This window comes from Microbacterium sp. A93 (assembly GCF_051842835.1).
Genome location: NZ_JBPXMT010000019.1, coordinates 108474 through 129967, shown reverse-complemented (window position 1 = coordinate 129967; position 21494 = coordinate 108474). Strand labels below are relative to the sequence as shown.

General features: G+C 64.4%; 15 protein-coding genes and 2 tRNA genes. 5 read left to right on the top strand and 12 right to left on the bottom strand.

Annotation, left to right across the window (positions count from 1 at the left end; all coding sequences use genetic code 11):
* Positions 1–160 precede the first annotated feature (160 nt).
* From ACSU1G_RS33685 to ACSU1G_RS33670, 4 genes are all read right to left on the bottom strand, one after another.
* The gene (locus ACSU1G_RS33685) at positions 161–1282 is read right to left on the bottom strand and encodes a 5-(carboxyamino)imidazole ribonucleotide synthase (RefSeq protein ID WP_439285875.1); all 1122 of its coding nucleotides are present in this window, start codon (positions 1280–1282) and stop codon (positions 161–163) included.
* 94 nt (positions 1283–1376) lie between these two features.
* Entirely contained in the window at positions 1377–1931 is a 555-nt protein-coding gene (locus tag ACSU1G_RS33680) for a PH domain-containing protein (RefSeq protein WP_439285873.1), read from the bottom strand.
* A 64-nt stretch (positions 1932–1995) separates the two neighbouring features.
* On the bottom strand, positions 1996–2760 hold the full coding sequence (locus ACSU1G_RS33675; protein ID WP_439285871.1) for a biotin--[acetyl-CoA-carboxylase] ligase: 765 nt from the start codon (positions 2758–2760) through the stop codon (positions 1996–1998).
* A 32-nt stretch (positions 2761–2792) separates the two neighbouring features.
* Positions 2793–4082: a CDP-glycerol glycerophosphotransferase family protein gene (locus ACSU1G_RS33670; RefSeq protein ID WP_439285869.1), complete on the bottom strand. Its 1290-nt coding sequence runs from the start codon at positions 4080–4082 to the stop codon at positions 2793–2795.
* Positions 4083–4179: 97 nt separating this feature from the next.
* On the opposite strand from ACSU1G_RS33670, the gene ACSU1G_RS33665 reads away from it, so the two are divergent.
* Positions 4180–5205 (top strand): glycosyltransferase family 2 protein, encoded by a 1026-nt coding sequence (locus ACSU1G_RS33665; RefSeq protein ID WP_439285867.1) that lies wholly within the window; start codon positions 4180–4182, stop codon positions 5203–5205.
* A 23-nt stretch (positions 5206–5228) separates the two neighbouring features.
* On the opposite strand, the gene ACSU1G_RS33660 is transcribed toward ACSU1G_RS33665, so the two are convergent.
* The 3 genes from ACSU1G_RS33660 to ACSU1G_RS33650 form a co-directional block, all read right to left on the bottom strand.
* The gene (locus ACSU1G_RS33660) at positions 5229–6665 is read right to left on the bottom strand and encodes a CDP-glycerol glycerophosphotransferase family protein (RefSeq protein WP_439285866.1); all 1437 of its coding nucleotides are present in this window, start codon (positions 6663–6665) and stop codon (positions 5229–5231) included.
* Positions 6662–7915 carry a CDP-glycerol glycerophosphotransferase family protein gene (locus tag ACSU1G_RS33655; RefSeq protein ID WP_439285864.1) on the bottom strand — a complete coding sequence of 418 codons (1254 nt, stop codon included), beginning with the start codon at positions 7913–7915 and terminating at the stop codon, positions 6662–6664. Before ACSU1G_RS33655 ends, ACSU1G_RS33660 begins: the two co-directional genes overlap by 4 nt.
* A 73-nt stretch (positions 7916–7988) precedes the next feature.
* Positions 7989–9437 carry a S1C family serine protease gene (locus tag ACSU1G_RS33650; protein WP_439285862.1) on the bottom strand — a complete coding sequence of 483 codons (1449 nt, stop codon included), beginning with the start codon at positions 9435–9437 and terminating at the stop codon, positions 7989–7991.
* Between the two features lie 98 nt (positions 9438–9535).
* On the opposite strand from ACSU1G_RS33650, the gene ACSU1G_RS33645 reads away from it, so the two are divergent.
* Positions 9536–10738 (top strand): aminotransferase class I/II-fold pyridoxal phosphate-dependent enzyme, encoded by a 1203-nt coding sequence (locus ACSU1G_RS33645; RefSeq protein WP_439285860.1) that lies wholly within the window; start codon positions 9536–9538, stop codon positions 10736–10738.
* A gap of 108 nt (positions 10739–10846) precedes the next feature.
* Here the strand turns inward: ACSU1G_RS33645 and ACSU1G_RS33640 are convergent, their stop codons facing one another.
* Complete coding sequence (locus ACSU1G_RS33640; protein WP_439285859.1) at positions 10847–11641, bottom strand: carbon-nitrogen hydrolase family protein; 795 nt, start codon at positions 11639–11641, stop codon at positions 10847–10849.
* A 70-nt stretch (positions 11642–11711) separates the two neighbouring features.
* Here ACSU1G_RS33640 and ACSU1G_RS33635 point away from each other — a divergent pair.
* Positions 11712–11785: transfer RNA gene (locus ACSU1G_RS33635), tRNA-Met, on the top strand.
* Positions 11786–12165: 380 nt separating this feature from the next.
* Positions 12166–12239: transfer RNA gene (locus ACSU1G_RS33630), tRNA-Met, on the top strand.
* 214 nt (positions 12240–12453) lie between these two features.
* Here ACSU1G_RS33630 and ACSU1G_RS33625 read toward each other — a convergent pair.
* Positions 12454–15408: a UPF0182 family membrane protein gene (locus tag ACSU1G_RS33625; RefSeq protein WP_439285857.1), complete on the bottom strand. Its 2955-nt coding sequence runs from the start codon at positions 15406–15408 to the stop codon at positions 12454–12456.
* A 57-nt stretch (positions 15409–15465) separates the two neighbouring features.
* Positions 15466–16551 (bottom strand): YlbL family protein, encoded by a 1086-nt coding sequence (locus ACSU1G_RS33620; protein WP_439285855.1) that lies wholly within the window; start codon positions 16549–16551, stop codon positions 15466–15468.
* A gap of 117 nt (positions 16552–16668) precedes the next feature.
* Between ACSU1G_RS33620 and ACSU1G_RS33615 the strand changes: the two genes are divergently transcribed.
* Complete coding sequence (locus ACSU1G_RS33615; RefSeq protein ID WP_439285854.1) at positions 16669–18039, top strand: zinc-dependent metalloprotease; 1371 nt, start codon at positions 16669–16671, stop codon at positions 18037–18039.
* A gap of 824 nt (positions 18040–18863) precedes the next feature.
* Here ACSU1G_RS33615 and ACSU1G_RS33610 read toward each other — a convergent pair.
* A complete protein-coding gene (locus ACSU1G_RS33610) occupies positions 18864–20585 on the bottom strand; it encodes an ATP-dependent helicase (protein WP_439285852.1) in 1722 nt (573 codons plus the stop codon).
* Entirely contained in the window at positions 20582–21463 is an 882-nt protein-coding gene (nudC, locus tag ACSU1G_RS33605; RefSeq protein WP_439285851.1) for an NAD(+) diphosphatase, read from the bottom strand. Before nudC ends, ACSU1G_RS33610 begins: the two co-directional genes overlap by 4 nt.
* Between the last annotated feature and the right edge of the window lie 31 nt (positions 21464–21494).

Below are 21494 nucleotides of genomic sequence, written 5' to 3'. Positions count from 1 at the left end.
CACCCGCGGGAACCTACATCCCCAACGGCAAACCCCGTGGCTTCCTCGCACGCTACGAAGTGTCAGATCCCACTGAGACATGAACTGTCAGGCACGTCATGAGACATCACAACGCGAAAATCGAGCCACAGCTGCCCACTCGCAAGCTTGGACGTGGAGGTTAGGCGAAGTGGGCGGCGGCGGCGCGCGCTGTGTAGACGGCGTCGTCTAGGTCGTTGCCGGAGACATTCACATGGCCGACCTTGCGGCCGGGACGCGCCGACTTGCCGTATGTGTGGATCTTGGCTTCCGGATGCTCGGCCATCGCGGCCTCGAAACGGTCCTCAAAGGTGCCCTCGGCAGGACCCCCAAGAATGTTCACCATCACGCTCCACTGCGCCCGCGGCGTTGCATCGCCGAGCGGAAGATCCGCGACCGCACGCAGGTGCTGCTCGAACTGTCCGGTCACGGCGCCGTCTTGGCTCCAATGACCACTGTTGTGCGGACGCATCGCCAGTTCATTCACGAGGATGCGCTCATCATCCGTCTCAAAAAGCTCGACCGCCAGCATTCCGGTGACGCCGAGGCCCTCTGCGATCTGTCGGCCGATCGCCTCTGCAACCCGCATCAGACGCTCGCCTGCACCGGGTGCCGGAGCGAAGACCTCTGCGCAGACGCCGTCACGCTGCACAGTCTCCACAACCGGATACGCGACCATCTGCCCGCTGGGTCGACGCGCGATCTGCTGCGCGAGCTCTCGTGTGAACGACACCAGTTCCTCGACGAGCAGCACATCACCCTCAAGGTCAGCGAGCCAGTCCGCCGCTTCCCCGGCGCTTCGCACGACGCGCACGCCCTTACCGTCGTAGCCACCGCGCGGGGTCTTCACGACGCCCTTTCCACCGTGATCGTCGAGGAACGCCTGCAACTCGTCGGCGTTCGCTACGGCGGCCCAGTCCGGCTGCGGGATGCCAAGCTCCGTGAGGCGGGCGCGCATGACCAGCTTGTCCTGCGCGAACTGCAGAGCATCGGGGCCCGGGTGCACAGCAACGCCCTCGGCTACCAGCGCGCGCAGCACCGCCTGGGGCACGTGCTCATGGTCGAACGTGATGACATCGACGTCCCTCGCGAAGGCCCGGACGATGTCCAGGTCGCGATAGTCACCGAGTGCCGTGGCCGCGAGCTGCGCTGACATTCCCTCGCCCTCCGCGAGCACTCGGATGTCGATGCCGAGTTCGACCGCCGGAGCAATCATCATTCGAGCCAGCTGTCCGCCGCCGATCACGCCAACACGCAACGCCATTGAGTTCTCCGTTCGTTGCGTCCATTCTCCCGCATGCCGTGCGTCGCTGAACACCGAACCCGGATGCCCGGGGGTGGCGTTCGCTGTGTAGCGTTCAGCGTGTGGCGTCTGGATCGGACATGGCCTGCGCATCGCGGTGCGCGAGGATCTGGTTGACCTCGATCTGGTCAGCAAGCGCTTCATGCACGAGCCTGACGTTCGGAACGTTCGCCAGTCGCAGTGGCGTCTCAACTCCGTTGGACAGCGTGATGGTGCCCGCACCCCACAGCCGCTGCAGGAGGCCACGACGCACGCCGATCGTGTAACCACGCACGTGCGAGATCTCGCGCCGTTGCCGAGCGCCGATACCGTGATTCACGATCACCCGTCGCGTAGTCACCGTATAGCTGCGGGAAGCCCAGACCAGGTACGGGATGAGCACGCCGACGATGAACAGCACCGCGCTGGCGGTGATCAGCATCCAGTTTTCATACCCAGCGGGAAGGTTGTCGTAGAAGTACGCGCCGACACCCGCCACGACGATCAGTAGGGCAGCCGACCAGAACAATCGACGGGCATGACCACGGAAGCGCGCAATGAGGAGTTCTTCGGCTGGCGCGCCAGCCGGCGGCATCATTGGCCGGCCTCCGAGGGTCACTGGCTGGGTCATTCCTCCATTGTGCCTGCGACCTCAGACATCCGCGGGCGCGTCACGGCGTGTCTGGTCCGGGTGCTCAGCTCAGGCGCGCGTGCACGACATCACCGGCTGCGACGAGGTGTTCGACGCCGTCAACGTCAACGACCAATCGGCCGTCCATCTCAAGTCGAGTCGCCCGGCCGTGCAGCGTGGAGCCGTCCGGCAATGCCACGTCGACATCCCGATGAAGCGTCAGGCATCGCTCAGATACCGCCGGACGCAATCCGCTCGTGTCGGCGTCGCCCTCCGCAGCGAGCGCCGCGAGCTTCTCGTCGAGCCCGCGGAGGTAGTCGGCCACAAGTCGATCCTCATCAACAACGGCGCCGAGCACGGCGAACGAGGTGGCGGTAGGAACAGGCAGCTGTTCCGCGCGCATCGAGGTGTTGACCCCTGCACCCAGTACAACGGCGCTGCCGGTCGATTCTGCGAGGATGCCGCAGATCTTCTTCCCGTCGACCAACACGTCGTTCGGCCATTTCACGCCGACCTCGTGCTCGGTGAGCTGCGCGGACACGGCATCCGCCAGTGCGACGCCCGCCGCCAGCGAAATCCAGCCGAAAGCTTCGACTCGGGCCGGAAGATTCCTCAACAGCACCGAGATTGCCAACGCCGTACCGGGCGGCGCGATCCAGGAACGATCAAGTCGCCCCCGACCGGCGGTCTGATTCGCGGTGAGGAGAACAGACAGGTGGGGCCACCCCGTGACATCTGCCGCGTGCGCGCGCAGATCAGCATTCGTCGATGCGGATTCGGTTACGACGTCAAGTCTCGAGGCGACGGCTGCGGCACGCGGAAAGTTCATGGCTGCCACTTTACGGTCAAGCTCCCTTCGCGTCAGCCGCCGAGCTCTTCGTCTTTCTCTTCTTCGTCGTCATCGTCTTCGCCGGTCGGAACCGCACCGATCTCGGCTTGCCGCCACAGATCCCATTTCGCCATGAGCTGGTCGATCGCCGCGTGGAATTTCTCTGTTGCCACGCCGGGCGCGGTGTCGCCGAAGTAGTGCTGTACCCACATGCGAAGTTTCAGGGTGGCGTCTTCGTCGGCACGCACGCGCTCCACTTCCGCAACGATGTCTGCCGCGGCATCCACTGTCAGCCATTCACAGTCGGCGAGGTATCCGCCCGTATCGATCGACGCTCGTGGGTTTTCCGGACGCGTGATCATGAGTGGCTTGCCCGTGGCGAGACGGTCGTAGACCATTGCCGAAATATCGACGATGGCGACGTCTGCCGCGGCGAGCTGCCAGCCGAGCTCTGGTCCGTCGTCATACACGTGGTGCGCGCCGAGGTCGGCGGCATTGGCCGCGGAGATCGCTGCCATGATGCGGCGGTGTGCGGCCCCGTACGCATCATCGACCACACCGCTGCGCGGGTGAGGACGGTAGATCACGCGGTGCGATCCGGTCGCGAGCAGTGCGTTCACGAGCGTCTCACCGTGGGTGGCGATCGATCCGTAAAGCGCGCTCGGGCGGTCCCCCTCCCAGGTGGGCGCGTAGAGCACCACCGTGCGTGCATCCGGCGTATAGGGCAACGTGCCCGAGAAGTGGTCTGCCTGAGGGCGTCCGATCTCGATGGTGCGTTGGTCGAGGTCGAAGTCCCACAGCGTGCGCGACAGGCGATCACGGGCGGCCTGCCCAGCCACCAGCGCATAGTCGTATGCCTTGTACTGGTTCGTGGTCATGTACATCTTGTCGGACTCGCCGTGGTTGATGAACACATGCCACCGGCGCCCGTAGCGGAACATCTGGAAGTTGCGCGTGTTCTGATTCACGTAGAGCACGATGCGGATGTCCTGCTTGCGGATGAAGCGCTCAAGGTCACGCACTGTCGGCACGAACGCCACCGGCGGTGCGTCTTCGGCGAGGAGCTTCTCCGCTCCACCGGCATTGCGTGCGAGGACGACGACCGGCCACGTCTTCGCGAGCTCGGCGAGCGGACGGTACCACTGGCGCATCTGGTACATGTTGACCGCACCATCGGCGAAGTAGACGGCGATCTTGTAATGACGGGTTGGATGCCGCGGCTGCGTCTGGAGGGTTCGACGAACGCGCTGCACGGCCATCCGCGACTGCAGCGCCCTTCGCAGGAGACGAAAGGACTTCTTGACATCTCTTACAGCACCCACGTGTCCAGACTACGCAGGCAACACCCATTCACCGTGACATGATCGGGGGGTGGGAGAGAACGATTCGGCAACGCCTTTGGAGGGTGTGTCGTTTGTCATGCCTGTATTGAACGAGCGTGCCTATCTCGAACATGCCGTCGCATCGGTTCTCGGACAAGAGTTGGACGTCCCCTCGGAGCTCGTCCTCGCGCTCGGGCCTTCCACCGACGGCACGACCGAACTCGCCGAACGTCTCGCTGCAGGCGACGGTCGTATCCGCCTGGTCGACAACGCGGCCGCACACATTCCGGTCGGGCTCAACACCGCCATCCGCGCGAGCAGGTACCCGACGATCGTGCGGGTGGATGCACACTCCGAGCTGTCCCCCGGCTACGCGCAACGTGCTCTGGCAACGCTGGAACGCACGGGAGCAGCGAACGTGGGCGGGGTGATGCGGGCCGACGGCCGCGCACCGTTCCAGAAGTCAGTGGCCCGCGCCTACAACTCCCCCATCGGCCTCGGCGGCGGCGCCTACCACGGCACCACTCACGAGGGCGAAGCAGAGTCCGCTTACCTTGGCGTCATGCGCCGCGCAGTGCTCGACGAAGTCGGCATGTTCGACGAGTCGATCCGCCGTGGCGAGGACTGGGAGCTGAACCTGCGCATTCGGCAGGCGGGCTACAAGGTCTGGCTCGATCCGCAGCTGTCGGTGACCTACTGGCCGCGCGAGAGCTGGTGGCGACTGGCACGGCAGTTCCGGGCAACCGGTGCGTGGCGTGGTGAGCTCGTGCGCCGGTTCGGTCGCAGCAACGGGCTGCGGTTCTTCGCGCCGCCGGCGCTGGTGCTGAACGTTGCGCTCGCGCTGATCGTGGCCGTGCTGCAGGTGACCGGTGTGCTTGCCGGTGTGGCTTCGATCGTGGCATCCCTCGTGTATCTGCCGCTGGCGGCATATGCCCTGCTCGTGCTGGCAATGGCGCTGCGGCCCGGCGGTGGCCGGAGCCCCCGCGAACGACTCTGGACCATCGCAGTGCTCCCCACCATGCATTTCGCCTGGGGCATCGGATTCGTCGTCGGCGTGATGCGGGGGGCGCGCGGCACCGTCGACGCGTCACGCCTCGGCACGCAGAATACTCCCCTGCCTTAGAGCGCGCGGCGGCGCGCCCGGTACTACGCGCTGAGGAAGCCGAGGTCGAGCAGACGAGACACCACGCGCTCGGCGGCGTGGCCGTCATCGCGAGTGTTGAACTGCTTCTGCCAGGCGGCGTAGCGCTCGGCAAAGAAGCCAGGCAACGTGTCGTCCATCAGCGCATCGGCAAGCTCGTCCTGCGTCGTCAGCAGCGGCCCCGGCGCACGTTCGGTGAGGTCAAAATAGAATCCACGCAGCTCGCCGCGGTAATGATCCAGATCGGGCACCATGAAGTACATCGGCTTGCCAGTGACGCTGTAGTCGAACATCACCGACGAATAGTCCGTGATGAGTGCGTCCGCGGCCAGCATCAGCCGCGCGGTCTCCGGGTAGCCCGTGACATCGATCACACGCGCACCGGACTGATCGCGGCCAGGCCGCAGTGTCCTGGAGTGGCCGCGCACCAGCACCACAGCATCCGTCTGCTCCGCCAGTCGCTGCGGATCGATGAAGTCCACGATCTCGGTTCGGTCATCACGCCAGGTCGGCGCGTACAGCAGCACCCGTTCCTCCGCGCCGATGCCCAGTGCCTTACGCGTGGCCGCCCCATCGTGCGTGAAGAGCATGTCGTTGCGGGGGTAGCCGTCGGTCCAGATCGGCTTCCCGAAGAAGGCATATGCCTTCTTGAGAATGCGTTCGGAGTAGGTGTTCTGCGCGAGCAGCACATCCCACCGACGGGATTCCTTCACAACCGCTGCCATCCGGCGCGGTGCGAAGCCAAGACGGTGCAGCGCGAGGCGCTTGAGTGGAGTGCCGTGCCACGTCTGCAGCACCTTCTGTCCTGCTTTGCGGGCAAAGCGCCGCCGGAGCCAGTCATTCACGATCAGCAACCGCGCCGCGCCGCGCGCACGCCACCACTCCGGGCTCCCCTCGACCACTGCGATCGCCCCCTCCGGCACCGGAACAGAAAGGTCGACAACACTCCAGTACCGCGTGACCTTCGGGGCACGAGTGGCGAGCTCCCGGTCAATCGCACGGGGGTTGCATCCCGCGCTCTGGCCGTAGAAGCTCTCGAAGAAGACGGCGTTCTCCTCGCCGCCAGCCTGCGCCACATAGCGCTCTTCCAGCGTCGACTGGCCTTCGCTCGTCAAATAGATCGGATCGATCGGAGCCGTAATGTCGACATGTGCGCCCTGCTGAGTGATGCGCAGCCCCGGCAACAGCTCAGGGCCGGACACAACCTCGTCGAGGTCGACGCCGTCGATGTGTAACTCGTACTCGCCCGCAGGAAGCGGCAGTGCCTCGCCTCCCCAACGAGATGCGCGAAGCACGAAGGTCGCCTTCCAGGTCTTGCCCCCACCAGTCAGCTTCGCGGTGACGCGCGCCCGAGCACCGTCGAGGGTCGCCGTGGCCGGTTTCGGCCCCGTACCGGCGATGATCAGGCTCTCGGTCTGCTCATCGATGCGGGCGGTCGTCATCCTGCTCCTTTCGGCGCGGGGATGCCCCGCGCGCGGATTGCCTGGTACACGCGACGTGTATTTCGACCGTCGCGATACGCATGTACCTGTGCGCTGAGCGTAGTGGACTGCTGCGCCCGCTCCGTGAACACACGCTTATTTGTGAGCAGCATTCTCAACTGTTCGAGCAGCTCGCTCCAGCCGGTCGCGACGCCTGCACTGGCAACATCTTCATAGCGTCCGTAGAACCCACGGGTGCGCGCATAGTCCTCGGCATCGGGTGCGAGGTACAGCACCGGCATATCGAGCAAACCCACGTCGTATGCCAGCGAAGAATAGTCGGTGATCAGCACATCGATTCCCGGCAACGCGGGGGTCACATCGGCGAGCACGTCAGAGCCCAGCATCCGCACTCGCCCGCTGGGAAGCGGCGGCTGGTATGCCCCCGCGCCGAGCGGATGCGAGCGCACGAAGAGCACAGTGTTCTGTTGTTCAAGCAGGGCAATAATCCGCACCCACTCTGCGGCTGTCGGCACGGCAGGGTCGCCTTCACCGTCGCGCCAGGTGGGTGCGTAGAGAAGCCTGCGCGCATCCCTCGGCAGGGTGTGCGTCGCCTCGGTGAGCAGAACGGATGCTGCGTCCCGCCGTTCCGGTTCGGTGCCGGCCGAAAGCACGTCCACTCTCGGTTCACCGGTGACAATGACCCGCGAGTCGCCGAGTGCGAATGCCGATTCCAGTCGTCCGCGCGAGCGATCGGATGCTGCCGGCAGTACGCGAATCCGCTGGGCCGCACCCCGATACAGCAGCCCGATGAACCGGCGCAGCACACTCGCGCCCGGGATGTTCGGAACCTGTGTCGTGGCAGGTGAGTCCAGTCCTATCCGCTTGAGCGGAATCCCGTGCCAGAGTTGCACGACGAAGCCACCTGAGACGGCGTAGCGGTTCACATCTCCAAGACCATGCGTGACGACGAGCACTCCCGCCCGCGCGGTCGCCCACCAGCCCCGCAGTGAAGACTTCGAGATGGTGGGGATACCGAGGACCGCGGCATGATTTCGCTCTCGATCGCTCGAAGTGAGCCAGACGGTTCGGTGGCCCTCGACCGCTGCGACCCGCCAGAGAGCGAGTGCGCCGTCACCGATTCCGGCGCCGCAGCCGAACACCCAACGGTGCCCCCGCGGCACGAGCAAAGTTCCTATGCGTCCGATGGCATACAACGGAATGCGCAGCAGCTTCGCCGCATTGCCGGAGCCGAAAGAGAAGGACGCCACCCTGCGAGCTTATCGCGGGGTGGCGTCCTTCTCTGAGAGTCCGGCGGCGCTTCTATGCCCGCCGGGTGTTGTTTTACAGTTCGAGTTTGCCGAGCGTCACATCGACTTCGAACGACTTGCCGTTGCGGACGTAGGTGATCGTCGCATCGCTACCAGCTGCGGCGGCACGCACCTGAGCGGTGAGGTCTGTGGCGTTACTGATCGGAGAGCCGTTGAAGTTCGTGACGATGTCTCCCGCCTTCAACCCTGCCTCGTCAGCAGCACCGCCAGGTGTTGGCTTCACGATGGCGGCACCCGCGACATCGGCATCCGCATCGGAGGCGGCATCCTGCACCGTGGCTCCCAGCAGACCGTGCGTCGCCGCACCGTTCTCGATGATCTCTTCCGACACGCGCTTCGCGATGTTCGAGGGGATCGCGAAGCCCACACCGATCGACCCGGACTCTTCGGCGCTTCCTGCGGTCGCGATCGCGACGTTGATGCCGATGAGGTTGCCCTCGCTGTCCACCAGCGCACCACCGGAGTTTCCGGGGTTGATGGCGGCATCCGTCTGGATCACGGCAATCGAGATGTTCTGCGTTGCTCCCTGGGTGTTGGTTCCGGGAAGATCGAACTGGAAGGGGCTCTCCTGACCGGAATCACCCTGGTCATCCGGGGCCTCCTGATCTGCAGATTCCGGCAGCGCCGACGACGCGATCTGGATGCTGCGGTTCAGGGCACTGACGATGCCGGTAGTCACCGAGTTAGACAGCCCCAGCGGTGCGCCAACGGCAACAGCGGTCGAGCCGACATTGATGTCAGACGAGTCGGCGAAGTCGATGGGGGTCAGCCCCTTGGCATCCTCAAGCTTGATAACAGCGAGGTCATAGACCGGGTCGGTGCCGACGATGGTGGCGTTGTAGATGTGACCGTCGGACGTGGTGACCCGAATCGTGGGGTGCGCGGCTGCGCCGCCGAGGGTAACGACGTGCGTGTTGGTGAGCACGTAGCCGTCGTCGCTGAGGATGACACCAGAACCACTACCCGATTCGCTGTCGCCGACGGCTTCGATCGTGACGACCGACGGCAGCACCTTCGTGGCGATCGCTGTCGTCTCGTTGACGGAGCCGGGGTTATTCACAGTGATGCTGTCTGGACCGCTGGCAGTGGTGCCAGCCGGCTGCGCCCAAAGAGTGTTTCCGAGGTAGCTGGTTCCCAGTCCCGCCGCACCGCCGACAAGGGATGCCGCGACGATGAGAGCTGCGACCTTGCCAGCTCCGAAGGACTTCTTCTGCGCGGCCTTCGTCTCGATCGGGGTGATCGGGGTGATCGGAACTGTCGCACCCGGCACGGTGCCGTACTGATATTCCGGTGTGGGGATGCCAAAGGTTGCCCCCTGTGGAGTTGGTGCCTGGGCCGGCTGGGGCATGACGGGCGACGTAAATGCGGTAGGGATCTCGTGGCCGGCACCGCTACCACCTGGCACCTGCGGTGCAGGCTGCTCGGACGGAACGGTCTCGTTGGGAATGTTGTCTTCGTTCATGGTCTGCTCCTTCAACAACGTCTTTTCAGAGTGCCGCTCGTACCTGTGCGTTCGTTATGGTCACGATGAGTGTCCGCTATGGCCTTAGCCTGGGTTCTATGAGTGCTATTCCCGGCGCCTGGCGGCGCACCGCGGCTGGAGCCGGACTTCTTTCTCCCGAGGGCAACGTCGCGCCCACCATCTTCGCAGAGATGTCTGCGGCTGCGGTGAGAACCGGTGCGATCAACCTCGGTCAGGGTTTTCCTGACGAGGACGGACCCGCCGAGGTGCTGGAAGCCGCTCGCACCGCGATTTCGCATGGCATGAATCAGTATCCGCCTGGGCGTGGTTTTCCTGATCTGCTCGCGGCCATCAGCGAGCACCAGCACAGGTTCTACGGACTCTCAGTCGACCCGGTGACCGAGGTGATCGTGACCGCCGGCGCCACGGAGGCATTGACTGCGACGCTGTTGGCACTGATCGACTCTCCCGATGACGAAGTCGTCGTGTTCGAGCCGTACTACGACTCGTATGCCGCCGCGGTGGCGCTGGCTGGCGCGCGCCTGCGCACTGTTCCGTTGCGCCGCCCTGACTTCCAACCCGATCTCGAGGCACTTGCGGCATCCGTCACGGATCGCACTCGGATCATCCTCGTCAACGACCCTCACAATCCGACCGGTGTGGTGTTCACGTCGGAGGTGAAGGCTGAGATTGTGCGGCTGGCGCACCAGCATGACGCAATCATCGTGACCGACGAGGTCTACGAGCACCTCACCTTCGCCGCACCTCACGTGCCGCTCGCAACGCTGCCCGGTGCCGCAGAGCGGACGCTGACGATCTCCTCCGGCGGGAAAACGTTCTCGGCAACCGGCTGGAAGATCGGCTGGATCCACGGCCCCGCTGACCTCATCACCGCGGTGCTGACCGTCAAGCAGTACCTCACCTATGTGAACGGGTCAGCGTTCCAGCCGGCGATTGGGGTGGGCCTGCGGATGCCGGATGCATTCTTCACGGATGCCGCCGCGACTCTTGCACACAAGCACGAGATCCTCGGGGCTGGGCTGCGCAGCGCAGGCTTCGACGTGGCCATGCCGCAGGGCGGATACTTCACTGTCGCGGATGCCACAGCGCTCGGAGGATCGGATACGGCAGCCTTCTGCCGGGCGATGCCGGAGAAGGCTGGGGTGGTCGCGATCCCGATGAGCGCATTCGTCAGCCCCGACCATCAGGGCGAGTATTCGGGTCTCGTGCGCTTCGCGGCGTGCAAGAAGATCGACGTGCTGGAAGAGGCTGCCAGGCGCCTCGCCGCGGCCTCGTTCTGAGGGGTCGGCGTCCGGAGATGCCGGGCGTCGCAGGGGTTCGGCCTCCGCAGGGGTCGCGGATGGCCGCTTCAAGCGCACCGAACCGGCCATGTGCGACCCTCGAACGCGTCAGCGCGGGACAACACCGTAGCGCCGTAGCCGCAGCACGGGGTTAACCTCGCGTACGCGGGCAATCGCTTCCTGGGAGAGCTGGGCTACGGCGATACCGTCGCCCGTTCCGACTCCGGCGATCACGACCCCCTGCGGGTCGATGATCTGCGAATGCCCGATGCCGATCGGGGTCGGGTGGTCAGCGGCGACGACGTAGACGGTGTTCTCGATCGCGCGCGCCGCCAGCAGCGTCGTCCAGTGGTGTTCTTTGAGTGGGCCGCGCACCCATTCCGCCGGCACGACGATGACGTCGGCGCCGGCATCCACGAGCGTGCGGGCGACCTCGGGGAATCGCAGGTCGTAACAGGTCATCATCGCGATGCGCAGGCCGTCGATGTCGAGCGTCTGCGGAATACCCAGCTCCCCCGCTTCTATCCAGTCAGACTCGGTCTGTCCAAAGGCGTCGTAGAGGTGCTGCTTCCGATAGGTCGCGCGCAGGCCTGTGGCGTCGACGGCGACGAGGGTGTTTCGCACGCGCTCCCCCGCTGCTTCGACGAGGCCGGCGATGATCGTGACGTCATGGGCGGATGCCGCCGCCTGCAGCGCCCGCACGAACTCACCGTCGAGGGTCTCGGCATGCAACGCGAACGATGCATCCATCGGATCGACAAAGTAGCTGGAGTACTCCGGGAACACCACCAGGCGGGCGCCCCGGCTCGCGGCATCCGCCACGAGCTCCGTGATGCGCATGCGGTTGCCTTCCCGATCTTCGGTTGGACGGAACTGGCACACGGCAACGACGAGCTCGGACATGCCCCTATCTTCGCGCATCGTGGCAAGTGGCGCCCGGTGCTCGAAATCCGTACTAGGCTATAAGACGTGCCGCGGGGTGGAGCAGTTCGGTAGCTCGCCGGGCTCATAACCCGGAGGTCGCAGGTTCAAATCCTGTCCCCGCAACGGATATAGCGACACAGAAAGGCCCCTGATCAGGAGAAATCCAGATCAGGGGCCTTTCGCGATGTCAGCTTCTTCTCTCCTCCATGAGGGGGTTATAGGCCGGCGTTTTTCAGCACGTCGCACCGTCCTGCCCTAAGGTAGGCCGCATGGATGCCGCCTCGATGATCATGGGAGCTTCGATCGCTTCAATCTGCTGGATTGGCATCGGGGCGGTGATGCTGTCTCTGCGGAAGGGAAACTGACCAACGGCTGGGAGGCAGCGAGACGGCGCTGGAGCAGCGAGCCAGATCCCTTGCAACCACAGGGAAGAACGCCGTCAACACGCCCACACAGTGACGATTGGATTTGAACCTAAACGTCACGTAAACTCTTAATCGTGCCGCGGGGTGGAGCAGTTCGGTAGCTCGCCGGGCTCATAACCCGGAGGTCGCAGGTTCAAATCCTGTCCCCGCAACGAGAACACGACACACAAAAGGCTCCTGATCAAGTATTACTTGATCAGGAGCCTTTTGCTTTGCCCGAACCAGCCCGCAAAGTCCCCCGCGTGGCACACCCGACGGAAGAAGGAATTCCCGGCTGAGATCAATGTCTCGGCCGGGAATTCCTTCTCGCATATGCGGGGTGAACCCGCGGCGCGCCCCGGGCGGACCCGCCCGGGGTGCCCGCGGTTACTTGGCCGTTGCAGCCTCCAGCGCCAGCAGCTCGGTGATCGCGGCAGTCAGACGCTTGTCTGCCTCGGCGAACGCCGTGAGGTCACCAGCCTTCAGCGCCGTATCCCGGTCGGTCAACGCCTTCTGCGCGGCTGCCAGAGCCTGTTCGCGTGCGTCGCCGCCGGTGCCGGGATCGGGCTCACTCGTGCCCGGGTCCGTTGCGCCCTCATCAGGCGGCGTTCCACCCTCGTCGGGCGGCGTCGTCGCACCAGCATCAGGGTCTATCGGCTCCACCGTCTCGTCGCCAGCGCTCGCACCAGCGTCACCGCCGAAGATGACATCCAGTGCGGCAGTGAGGGTGTCTTCGAAGGCGATGCTGTCACCGAACGTGACCAGCACCTTCTGCAACAGCGGAAGCTTGGTGCCCTCAGAAGACTGCACGTACACGGGCTGCACATAGAGCAGACCGCCACCGACGGGCAGTGTCAGCAGGTTGCCGTACTTGACCTCTGACTCACCCTGCTGCAGCAGGTTCAGCTGCTGCACCACGGCCGGGTCGGAGTTGAACGTGTTCTGCACCTGACCGGGGCCAGGCACCGTGGTGTCGGCATCAATCTCCAGCAGGTTCAGCTGACCATAGCCCTCGGCCTTCTCACCTGCGGTGGCTCCGGCATCCGAATCGACGGCCAGGTAACCCAGCAGAACGTTGCGGCTGGTTGTACCCGCCGCGGACGAAGGAATAAACGTCGAGAACATCGAGAACCTCGGCGAATCCTGACCGGGCATCTGCATCGACAGGTAGTACGGCGGCTGCAGCCGGGTGTCGTTGCGCGGATCGTTCGGCGTCTGCCAACGGTTGTCCTGCTGTGCAAACGAACCAGCGGTGTCCACGTGGTAGACCTCGAGGATCTCGCGCTGCACCTTGAACAGGTCAGTCGGGTAGCGCACGTGACTCATCAGATCGGCCGACATCTCGCTGATCGGCTCGACCGTCGCGGGGTATACCTTCTGCCACGCCTTGAGAATCGGGTCTTCTTCATCCCATGCGTACAGCGTGACCGTGCCGTCGTATGCGTCGACGGTGGCCTTCACCGAGTTGCGGATGTAGTTGATGTCATCGAGCGCGAACGCAGGTGCCGTCGTGTTCGAGTCGGTGATCGCATCCGACAGGCTCACGCTCGTCGAGTACGGGTACGTGGAGCTCGTGGTGTAACCGTCGATGATCCAGACGATGCGACCGTCCACGACGCTCGGGTACGGGTCGGTGTCGAGCTCGAGGTACGGAGCGGCCTTCTGCACGCGATCGACCGGGTTGCGGTCGTAAAGGATCTGCGAGTCAGAGTTGACCAGATCCGAGAAAAGGATCTCGGCTTCCTGGAATTTCAGCGAGTACAGCAGCTTGTTGAAGGTGTTGCCGATCGCCGGCCCACCATCACCCTCGAAGGTCGTCTTCGTCTCGTTCGCGCCGTCTTCACCACGCGGATAGTCGATCTCGACGTCGGCTGTCCCCTCCGGGGCCCCGACGATCGAGTACAGCGCAGAGTCTTCACCGAAGTAGACGCGAGGCTCGAAGTTTTCGCTCTCCGTCAGGAAGCCGGACGACGGGATGCCTCGTTCAAGGAATACCGGCTCGCCCTCACTCGTGCGCTGGTTTCCCGCTGCGACCACGAGACCGTAACCATGCGTGTAAACGGCGGTGCGGTTGTTCCAGTTGTTGCTGTCGCCAAGGCGGTTGACGTCGAGCTCACGAACAGCCACCACGGTGTCCTGCGTCTCGCCGTCGATCTCGTAGCGGTCGACGTCGAGCGTCTCATTGAACTGGTAGTAGCCACGGAACTGCTCGAGCTGCTGCACAGTCGGGCTGATGATGCTCGGGTCGAGGATACGGATGGACGCGGTGGTCTCGGCGTCCTCACGGAGCTGGCCTGCCTTGGCATCCGTCTCTGCCTTGAACGGCGTGACCTCGATGTCGGCGATATCGTACGCCTGCTTGGTGCCATCGATGTTGCGCTGGTAGTACTCGGCCTGGAAGCTGTTCTGGTTCGGGCGCACCTGGAAGGTGTCGACGACCCACGGGTAGCCGATGCCTACAACGAGGGATGCCACGAGCAGCAGCCCGGTCGCCACCAGGGGGAAGCGCCAGCGGCCCATGATTGCGGTGACGAAGAAGAGGATTGCGACGAGGATCGCGAGAATCGCGAGAATCGCCATACCCGGGATCGTGGCGTTGACCGCGGTGTAGGCGGCGCCAGTGATGCGATCCTCTTCGGCGACGAGCGTCTTGTAACGGTCCAGCCAGAGGCTCGCGGCCTGCACCAGCAGGTAGAGTCCGGCGAGAATGGCGAGCTGAATGCGAGCAGCCTTCGAGATGCGCAGCTCGCCCTGACCGATGCGCACAGAACCGTACAGGTACGAGACCAGCGCCGTGACGATCAGGCTCAGCAGGATGACAGCCGAGACGAACGCGAGAAGGATCGAGTAGAAGGGCATCGCGAACAGGTAGAAACCGGTGTCCATGCCGAACTGCGGGTCAGCGACGCCAGTGGCGCCACCGTTGAACCACAGCCACACGGTCTGCCAGTTACCCGCCGCCGCGAAGCCTGCGAACAGGCCGAAGAAGATCGGCATTCCCCACATTGCAAGCCTGCGAAGCGGCTCGATGACCTCCTGATACCGGTCGAGCTGCGAACTCAGTCGCACGTAGACCGGGCGGAGGCGATAGGCCAGCTGGATCACGATGAACAGCGGCACCGCCATCCCCAAAAAGCCCACGACAAACATCAGCGCGGTGGCGAGCCACTGCGTGGTGAGGACGTTCGTGAACTGCAACTGGTCGAACCAGAGGAAGTCTGTGTAGAGCGAAGCGAAGACGAAGAACGCCGCGATGATCGCAGCGATGATCACCAGCGATATCGTGATGATTCGTCGGGATGTACTGGGCGTGGCCGGATTCGGCGCCGAGGTCGTGGTCACCCGTCTATCCTAAGTGCCACTGATTATGTGGGGGCTGTGCTTACGGTGACGGGGAGGTCACGATGCCGTGCACATCGGCAGTGAATCGACGTCACCGCCGTCCGCGATCACTTCAAGCGCCTTCAAGGATTCATCCAGCGTCGCAGTGCTGATCACCTGGAGTCCGTCAGGGACATGACCGACGACCTCGTCGCAGTTCGACGACGGAGCCAGGAAGAAGTCAGCGCCCGCATCGCGTGCGCCGTAAAGCTTCTGCCTGATGCCGCCGATCGGACCGACCGCCCCCGTCGCATCGATCGTTCCGGTGCCGGCGATGTCATTGCCGCCGGTCAGCTCGCCCGGAGTGAGCTCATCGATGATTCCGAGCGCGAACATCATCCCGGCGCTGGGGCCGCCGACATTGTCCAGCTGAATCGTCACATCGATGGGGAAGTCGTACTCGGTGGTCAGCGTGATACCGATCAGCCAGGTATCCACGCCGTTCGATGTGCTGAGCTCCGGGGTGATCTCAACCTCGATCTCCTCGCTCCCGCGAAGCACAGTCAATTGCGCCGCTGCACCTTTTGCCTCTTGGATGCCGTTGCGTAGCTCACTGGCGCTGGTGACTTTGACGCCGTCGAACGCCGTGATCACATCGCCCTCTTCCAACAGCCCCTCGGCGGGTGAACCTTCGATCGCGGCGACGACCTTCACCGAAGCCCCGGTGTCGAAGCCGAGCGCCTGCAGCGCAGCAGCGGTTGCTTCGTGCTGTGAATCGACCATCAGCACCGCATTGCGTTCGTTGCGCTGCTCACTGGTGACGCCCTCGGGGAACACCGAGTCGATGGGCACGACCGCACGAGACGAATCCGTCCATGCCAGCGCAAGCTCAAACCACGAGGGCGTGCGTTCACGATTACCGACGACCTCCACCGTTGTGAGATTCAGGGTGCCGCCGGTATCGAACGTCTCGGCACCGTCAATGGCGATGAGTGGCACCTGTTCGCCGTCAGCGCTGGCCGCGGTGCCCAGGGTGTCGTATACGGGACCCGGTCGTTGAATCACATACGGAGTCGGCAGAAATGTCATCACGACAAGGGCTATGAGGGCGACAATGAGCGCCCAGACACCGAGCCCGACCCTGGGCGTGCGGGAATGAGACAAGGAGATCCTCCGTCGTTCGCGACCGGCGTACAGCGATCTGCCCGTGGCGGGGGCCCGGGCAGACTCGTGCAACTAGCGTAGATGCCACGGCTAGCGACGTGCTGAGAGGCGACCGACATGGCAGACAACGAACCCAACCCCGAGGACTTCCAGGAGTTCCTGCGCAAGATGATGTCCGGCGCGGGCAACGGAGACTTCGATCTGAGCGCTCTGCAGAACGCTTTAGGTGGGGCCGAGGGCTTTCAACTCGACCCGACGATGATGGCGGGACTCATGCAGCAGTTGCAGGGTGCTTTCAGCGGAGACCCGTGGGAGAACACACTGCGCCAGGCCCTGCACATCGCCAACCGCGAGGGTCAGGGCATCACCGACGGCGCGCAGAGCTCGCTTGTCGATGCCTTCGCGCTGGCGAATCTCTGGCTGGGCGAGGCGACCACGATCTCTGAACTTTCCGAGACGCCCAAAGCGATGACTCGGGGCGAGTGGGTGGAGAAGACGCTTCCAGTGTGGAAAGAGATCGCAGGCCCGGTATCCACGAGCATCGCCGACGCCCTCACCAGCGCCCTGGACACTCAGGTTCCGGACGACATGCGTGATGCGATCCAGGGCGCAGGCAAACTTATGCGCGGACTCGGCTCTTCGGTATTCGCCGCGCAGTTCGGTCAGGTTCTCGGCAATCTCGCGCTCGAGGTCGTCTCCGGTGGCGACGTGGGTATCCCGGTGCTGCCGGCCGGAACCGCCGCGGTGATCCCACAGAACATCACTGCGTTCGGTGAGGGGCTCGAGATCCCGGAAGACCAGATCGCACTGTACCTCGCGACCCGTGAGCTCGCTTACGCCCGCCTCTACCGGCACGCGAAGTGGCTGCACCTGCATGTGATGTCGCAGATCACCGATTTCGCCCGCGGTGTGACCGTCGATGTCGAAGCACTCGAAGATGTCGCGAGTCGACTTGACCCGTCGAACCCGGAAGAACTTCGCGCCGCGATCGAAGGCGGCGCATTGCTACCGGCGCAGACCGAAGCTCAGCGCGACGCACTCGCCCGCCTGGAGAACATCATCGCGATGATCGACGGTTGGGTGGATGTCGTCACCAACGAGGCGACCTCGCGGTTGCCCGATAGCGTCCGGCTGGCCGAAGCGGCTCGTCGCCGTCGCGCTGTCGGGGGCCCGGCGGAGGATGCTCTCGGAGCCCTGGTCGGCTTGAAACTACGTCCGCGGCGTATGCGTGAGGCGGCCGCGATGTGGCGGAAGGTGACGGATGCCGTCGGCATCGCCGTCCGCGACACGCTCTGGGATTATCCGGACCTGCAGCCGACCGCTGCCGACATCGATGATCCCACCGCTCTCATCGAACGGCTGCAGGCTCGCGCTCGCGGTGAGGCACCCGCAACAGATGAGTTCGATGAAGCCTTGACCCGACTGCTCGATGGCGATGACTTTACCGACGGCGACGGCACCAACCAGGGCGGCGAGACTCCGGTCTGATCACTCAGGACCCCGAACAGTAAGTCTTTCTCTGCACAGATCGTCGGTGCGCGGAGTTCTCCACTGATCGTGATTTCGCGCCCCGCGGCGAGCGCATGATGAGCAGAATCGGGACATGTCCCCGATCACGCCGCCGACGCTGACTCGCCTCGATCCGGCCTACCCGCTGCTCTGGCGGGATGTCGACACGGTGCAGTTCGGGCTGGAGGGGCGGGTGTGCGTGCCCCTGACTGAGCCGTGGATCGAGCCATTGCTGCAGGCGATGAGAAACGGCTTCCGTCGCAGTTCCTTCGATGTGATCGCCCATGGTGCCGGCGCGCCGAGGGATGCTGCCAGGCAGCTGCTCGCGCGGCTCCGGCCAGTGCTGCGTACGGATGCTCCTCCTCTGCCGAGGATATGGATCGAGAGCGTCAACATCGCCGATTCCCGAGTTGAAGCCCGAGTGGAGAGTTCCCTGGCTGACGAGGGGTTCACCACAACGGATCGTGCAGATCCGAGAGCTGTCGGCGTCGTGCTCGTGCACGGCGCAGCGTCCGCTCATCAGCTCGCCCGCTATCTGCGCGATGACCTCACGCACGTGCCGGTTGCGTTCGAACCTGGTGGCACCACGGCTGGTCCGCTCGTGGTGCCTGGCCGCACCGCATGCCTGTCGTGCCGTGATGCGCATGAACGTGACAGAGATGCGGCCTGGCCCGGCATGCATGCACAACTGGTCGCTGCGACGTCAACCCCCATCACCGCCGCCCGCGCATCTGAGGCCGCGGGCCTCGTTGCGAGAATCCTCGCTGAACCGGGAAAGGCGAAGCGCACGAAATCGGTGCGGATCAGCCCTGACGGACGGCGCGTGTGGCGCGCGGTGACGTTTCACGAAGAATGCCGGTGCCGCGAGCATTCGTTCCGATCTCCTGAAGGAACCGCGAAGGCTGCCGATCCCCTCGTCCCGCCGCACGCGACCATGAGAGATCCAGGGTTCGCGCGGCGCGCGTGACGCCGACATAGGCCAGTCGGCGCTCCTCATCGATCGCTTCGAAGCTTTTCGCATATCCGATCGGTAGGGCACCTTCCGCCCAACCGGCGAGATACACGTGCGGCCATTCCAGACCCTTCGCCGCGTGCAGCGTCGACAGCGTCACCGTCTGCATGGTCGGCTCATGCTGGTCTTTCGCTCGCGCCATGAGCACTTCGCTGAATGAGCGCAGCGTCGTCTCGCTCGATGCTTCCTCAGCGAGACGCAGAATCGCCCGTCTCGCCTCCCAACCGTCGCGCTGCGCTCCCCCGGCCGTTGGCGGTTCGTCGCTCAGGCCGAGCTCGCGCATGACCTTGCGCACATTGGACAGGAAATCGCGTTCCGTCGGAGCCACGGATGCACCGCGCAGTGCGAGCACAGCTTGACGCACCTCCGGCATGTCGAAAAAGCGTTTGCCACCGAGCACTGTCGATGCGATCCCCGCTTCGCCCAGCGCCTGCAGAATCGCTGCGGACTGCGAGTGCGCGCGGTACAGCACGGCGATCTCCGAAGCGGAGGCGCCGGTCTTGATCCTGGCGGCGATCGCCGCGGCGATACCTGCCGCTTCCTCGGCCTCGCTGTCGTAGGCGGTCACGGTCGGCGGTTCTGCAGTCAGAGACTCTCGCGCCGCCACCAACTCGAGAGCGCCGGGGCGCCCCTTCATGAGCGCGTTGGCTGCGGCGAGAATCGGTGGCTGCGAGCGGTAGTTGGTCTCCAACCGCACCACCGTGGCATCCGGGTATCGACGACCGAATTCGAGCAGGTACTTCTGATCGGCACCGGCGAACGAGTAGATCGTCTGACTGGCATCGCCGACGACGCAGATGTCGCTGCGCTCTCCCAGCCACAGCTCGAGCAGACGATTCTGCAGCGGCGAGACGTCCTGGTACTCATCGACGGTGAAGTGGCGGTATTGCTCGTGCACTGATGCGGCTACCCGAGGCTCCGCCTCCAGCATCCCGGCGCACGCCAACAGCACATCTTCGAAGTCGAGCTGGCGACGATCATCTTTGAGAATCTCGTATGCCTGCTGAAACTCGGCAAGCTGTTCGGTGCTCACCCGGCCGATGGAACGACCGAGCGCGGCGTGTTGTTCGATCGAGAGCATCGAGACCTTGCGCCACTCGATCTCGCTGGCAATATCGCGCAGGGTGGCGGTGTCCAGCCGCAGCCGTAGCTGCTCGCCTGCCTGCCCAAGCATGCGCACCTTGTTGTCGATGATGCTCGGCGCCGGCGAGCCGGCGAGCGTCGGCCAGAAGAAGTTCAGCTGCGAAAGGGCCGCAGCGTGGAAGGTTCGCGCCGCCACTCCTTCGACTCCGAGAGCACGCAGACGTCCGCGCAGTTCACCGGCTGCTTTCGCAGTGAACGTGACCGCCATCACGCGACTCGGCGAGTATGCACCGGTGTCAACGCCGTGCGCGATGCGATGCGTGATCACACGCGTCTTTCCGGTACCCGCACCGGCGAGCACGGCGACCGGTCCACGCAGCACGGATGCCGCTTCCCGCTGACGTTCGTCGAGAGAGTCCAGCGCACTCACTCGCGAGCCTCGTACCAGTCCTCGATCAGAGCCCTGGCGATGGATGCCGGACCCGGCAGCCCGACCGGACCGTCACCGTTCATTGCACTGGCAATCTCCGCACGAGTGAACCACCGCACGTCGACGATCTCCTCACCATCCGGGCGCGCGCGACGTTCATCGGATGCTGTCGCGCGAAAACCGACCATAAGTGAGCGCGGATACGGCCACGGCTGCGAGGAGATGTATCGGAGGCTGCTCAGCAGGACGCCCGCTTCCTCTTCGATCTCGCGATGCACTGTCGACTCCAGTGATTCACCGGCCTCTACGAATCCGGCAAAGCAGGAGTACATCCGGCCGTGCCAGTTCGCATTGGCACCGAGGAGCAGCTTCTCGCCGTCTTCGCTCTCCACTGCCACAATCACCGCGGGATCGGTACGAGGGAAGAACTCATGGCCATTGTCGAGGCACTTCCGTGACCATCCGCCCTGGCGCACCTCTGTCGCTGATCCGCACGCCGTGCAGAAACGCGCGTCGCGCAGCCATGAAGCGAGCGTGACCGCTTCGACGAGGAGCTCAGTATGCTCCGCATCGAGCAGACCACCGGTATCACGCAGGCCTAGCCACGTTTCGGCGGGCGCCGCGTCGATCGAATCTGTCACAGGTGCGATGGCCGCGACTAAGAGAGTGCTTCCGTCGCTGTGCCGCCCCAGCAACCCCCAGTCGGCGTCGCCCACCTCGGCGGATACGACGGTGACGAGTGCACCGTCTTCGACACGGACGCGCCCTTCACGGACCACGATCACACGGGCATCATCCGAGGAACGCAGCGCTTCGAGGATCCCGGGTTCATCACGGAGGTGTCCTGCACGATCAAACTCAGCACGGCGAACAGTCATCGACTCCCTCTCTCACAGGCGTGGCGTAGGC